Source organism: Acidocella sp., from assembly GCF_052326845.1.
Taxonomy (GTDB): Bacteria; Pseudomonadota; Alphaproteobacteria; order Acetobacterales; family Acetobacteraceae; genus Acidocella.
Genome location: NZ_JBKQJR010000188.1, coordinates 1 through 3983, shown reverse-complemented (window position 1 = coordinate 3983; position 3983 = coordinate 1). Strand labels below are relative to the sequence as shown.

Annotated in this window: 4 protein-coding genes and 1 pseudogene; 3 read left to right on the top strand and 2 right to left on the bottom strand. The window is 66.7% G+C overall.

Features of this window, described 5'->3' with window-relative positions:
- Together thrC and hemW are read right to left on the bottom strand one after the other, a co-directional pair.
- Positions 1-794 (bottom strand): annotated as a pseudogene (gene thrC / locus ACLPJJ_RS12625) (threonine synthase); the annotation flags it as partial.
- 31 nt (positions 795-825) lie between these two features.
- Entirely contained in the window at positions 826-1974 is a 1149-nt protein-coding gene (gene hemW, locus ACLPJJ_RS12620; RefSeq protein ID WP_443591327.1) for a radical SAM family heme chaperone HemW, read from the bottom strand.
- A 211-nt stretch (positions 1975-2185) separates the two neighbouring features.
- Between hemW and ACLPJJ_RS12615 the strand changes: the two genes are divergently transcribed.
- The 3 genes from ACLPJJ_RS12615 to ACLPJJ_RS12605 form a co-directional block, all read left to right on the top strand.
- Positions 2186-2914: an ABC transporter ATP-binding protein gene (locus tag ACLPJJ_RS12615; RefSeq protein ID WP_443591326.1), complete on the top strand. Its 729-nt coding sequence runs from the start codon at positions 2186-2188 to the stop codon at positions 2912-2914.
- Positions 2911-3702: an ABC transporter permease gene (locus ACLPJJ_RS12610; protein ID WP_443591325.1), complete on the top strand. Its 792-nt coding sequence runs from the start codon at positions 2911-2913 to the stop codon at positions 3700-3702. The genes ACLPJJ_RS12615 and ACLPJJ_RS12610 overlap by 4 nt, the downstream gene beginning before the upstream one ends.
- Before the next feature lie 2 nt (positions 3703-3704).
- A partial coding sequence (locus ACLPJJ_RS12605; protein ID WP_443591324.1) for a histidine phosphatase family protein occupies positions 3705-3983 on the top strand: 279 nt, incomplete at its 3' end.

Genomic DNA, 3983 nt, shown 5'->3' with positions numbered 1-3983 from the left:
GCCCAGGCAGCCAGGATGTTGCCGAAATTGCCGGTGGGCACGGAAACTGCCACCTCGCGCTCCGGCGCGCCGAGGTTCAGCGCGGCGAACACGTAATATGGTATCTGCGCGGCGATACGGGCGAAATTGATGGAGTTCACCGCCTAAAGGTTCATTTCGGTGCGGAACGGCGCATCTGCGAACATCGCCTTCACCAGATCCTGGCAGTCGTCGAAATTGCCATCCACGGCGATGTTCAGCACGTTATCGGCCTTCACCGTGGTCATCTGGCGGCGCTGCACCTCGGAGGTCTTGCCGTAAGGGTGCAGGATGGTGATGTCGATATTCTTGCGGTTGGCCACAGCCTCGATGGCGGCGGAGCCGGTATCGCCGGAGGTGGCGCCGACGATGCGGATCTTCTCGCCCCGTTCGGCCAGCACATGCTCGAACAGATGGCCGACGAGCTGCAGCGCCATGTCCTTGAAGGCGAGCGTCGGGCCGTGGAACAGCTCCAGCGCGTAGATGTTGGTGTCCAGCTGCACCAGCGGCACGATGGCCTTGTGGGTGAACCCGGCATAGGCGCGGCGGCACATGGCCTGGAGGTCGTCGAACTTAATGCAATCGCCCATGAACGGCGCCAGCACGCGGACGGCAAGCTCGGGGTAGGGCAGGCCGCGCAGGGCGCGCAGCTCCGCGGCGGAGAATTGCGGCCAGCTTTGCGGCATGTACAGGCCGCCATCGGCGGCAAGGCCGGCCAGCAGCACGCCCGAGAAGTCTTTCTGCTCCGCCTGACCGCGGGTGGAGATGTAACGCATCAAAAGTCCTCTTTATCCGCTGTGGCCTATACTATCGGAGCAAAGCGGGCAGCAATGCGTCCAACCGGTGGCGGCCCTGTTCCGTGGCGGCAACATTGCTGTCCGAGAGGGTGAGATAGCCCTCCTCGATGCAGGCGGCCAGCATGGCGGGGTCGATGGCGTCCATCAGCGCCACCCCGGTGCGGGTGGCGAAGCGGGGGATGGAGACGCCTTCGGCCAGCCGCAGCCCCATCAGCAGCGCCTCGCGCGCGCGGTCGGCCGGGGCGATGTCCTCTTCCGCCGTGGTGCCGTGGCCCTGGGTTTCCACGAGGTCCATCCAGGCTTCCGGGGCGCGGTGGCGGGTGGTGGCGCGCAATTCGCCCCCCAGCGTGACGCGCCCATGCGCCCCGGGGCCGATGCCTGCGTAATCCTGGTAGCGCCAATAGGCGAGGTTGTGGCGGCTTTCTGCTCCCGGGCGCGCGTAGTTGGAGATTTCGTAGGGTTGCAGCCCGAACCGCGCCGCCTCTTCGGCGGTGGCCTCGTACAGCCGGGCGGCGAGGTCTTCCTCCGGGAGGGTAAATTCCCCTCGCCCGTAGAGCGTGGCGAATTTGGTGCCGTCCTCGATGGTGAGCTGGTAGAGCGAGAGATGGTCCGCTGCCAGGGTGAGCGCCTGGGCCAACTCGGCCCTCCAGGCGGCCTCGGTCTGCTCAGGCCGGGCGTAGATGAGGTCGAAGGAGATGCGCGGGAAGATTTTCGCGCCCAATTCGATTGCGGCGATGGCCTGGCCCGCGCTGTGCTGGCGGCCGAGGAATTTGAGCGAGGCTTCCTCGAAGCTCTGCACCCCGATGGAGACGCGGTTGACCCCCGCCGCGCGGTAAGCGGCAAAGCGCCCGGCCTCGATGCTCGTGGGGTTGGCCTCCAGCGTGATTTCAATGTCCGGCGCCGGGGTGAACAGGGTGGTGGCATCCTCGACCAGCGCCGCCACGCTCTCGGGGTCCATCAGGCTCGGCGTGCCCCCGCCGAAGAAGATGGACGTGACGCGCCTCGGCCCCAGCCGCGCCGCCTCATAAGCCAGCTCCGCCCGCAGGGCGACGAGCATTTCCGCCTGCGGAATCCGCTCGCGCACATGCGAGTTGAAATCGCAATACGGGCATTTGCTCAGGCAGAACGGCCAGTGGATATAGAGGGCGAGGGAGTCCATCCGCTGGGTTTAAGCCGTTCACCGCGTCATTGCGAGACCGCGCAGCGGGCGTGGCAATCCATCTTGCAGGGTGCCGGATGAAAGATAGATTGCCGCGCCGGCTTCGCCGGCTCGCAATGACGGGGACCTGTGGACGGGGAGATGCCCGCCCGCGCGGGCATGACGAAGCGTCCCCCTTGGCACACCCCTTGCCGCCACGTATCCCCACCTCATGGAAGCGATCCGCGTCGAGAACCTGGTGAAGCGCTACCCGCATACGCTGGCGGTGGATGACATCTCCTTCACCCTCGCTCCCGGCCAAATCCTTGGCCTGCTTGGCGGCAACGGCGCGGGCAAAACCACCACCATCGCCATGCTGCTCGGCCTGCTGGTGCCCACCTCGGGCAACATCACCGTGCTGGGGCACGACATGGCGCGGGACCGCTTCCCCGCCCTGGCGCGGATGAATTTTTCCTCACCTTATATCGCCCTGCCCGCGCGCCTTACCGTGCGCGAGAACCTCGTGGTGTACGGGCACTTATATAATGTGCCGAACCTCGCCCGCCGCATCGCAGCACTGGCCGAGCAGTTCAACCTCGGCACTCTGCTGAACCGCCCGGCGGGCGAGCTTTCCGCCGGGCAGAAGACCCGCGTGGCCCTGGCGAAATCGCTGATCAACGAGCCGGAGCTGCTGCTGCTGGACGAACCCACCGCCAGCCTGGACCCCGACACCGGCGATTATGTGCGCGGCGTGCTGGAGGACTACCGGCGCACGCAAGGTGCCACCATATTGCTCGCCTCGCACAACATGGGAGAGGTGGAGCGCCTGTGCGACAACGTGCTGATGCTGAAGACCGGACGCATCGTGGACCGCGGCCCGCCGGAGGAACTCATCTCCCGCTACGGGCGGGAGAACATGGAGCAGGTCTTTCTGCACATCGCCCGGAGCGAGACGCTATGATCCGCCGCATCTGGGGCATGCTGTACCGCCATGCCGCCATGTACCGCCGCTCCTGGCCGCGTTTGGCGGAAATCGCCTACTGGCCGACGCTGAACATGCTGATCTGGGGCTTCACCTCCACCTATATCGCCTCCGCGCATGGCGCCCCGCGCGCCGTGGCGGCGGGAGGGCTCATCGGCGGCGTGCTGCTGTGGGAGATCATGCTGCGCGGGCAGCTCGGCGTGACGATCGGCTTCCTGGAAGAAATCTGGTCGCGCAATCTCGGGCATCTCTTCGTCAGCCCTCTGCGCCCGGGGGAGCTGCTGGGCGCGCTCGTCATCGTGTCTGCGGTGCGCACGCTGGTCGGCCTGCTTCCTGCCACAATCATCGCGTACCTTCTCTATAGCTATAATATTCTCGCTTTGGGGCCTGTGGTTTTGCTGTTCTTTATCAACCTGCTCGTCATGGGCTGGTGGGTGGCGCTTGGCATCGTCTCCCTGCTGTTCCGCTACGGCGCGGGGGCCGAGGCCCTGGCCTGGACCATTGCGTTCGGCGTCACCCCGCTCGCCTGCGTGTACTACCCGCTCACCGCCCTGCCCGGCTGGCTGCAACCCGTGGCGCAGGCCCTGCCCGCCGCGCATATTTTCGAAGGCCTGCGCGCCGCGCTGCTTACCCACGCCATGGACTGGCGGCAGTTCACCCTGGCGACGGGGCTGAACGCGGCCTGGGCGCTCGCCGCCATCCTGGTGTTCGCAGGCGAGTTCCGCCACGCGCGCGTCCGTGGTGCGCTGCTGGCCATCGGAGAATGAGCATGCATCAGTTCTGGCTCATCCGCCACGCCCTCGTGCACCCGAACTCGCTCAGCTATCTCTACGGCACCGATGACGTGCCCCTGTGCGAGGCGACGATGCAGGCCCAGACCGGGCGCTACGCCGTGCTGGCCGCCCGCCTGCCCCGCCCGGCCCGGCTGGTCTGCACCCCGCTCTCGCGCACCCGGCTCACCGCCGAGGCGCTGATGCGCGCGGGCTACCCGAAGACCGAGCCGCTGATCGACCCTGCCTTCGTCGAGCAGAATTTCGGCCAGCTCCAG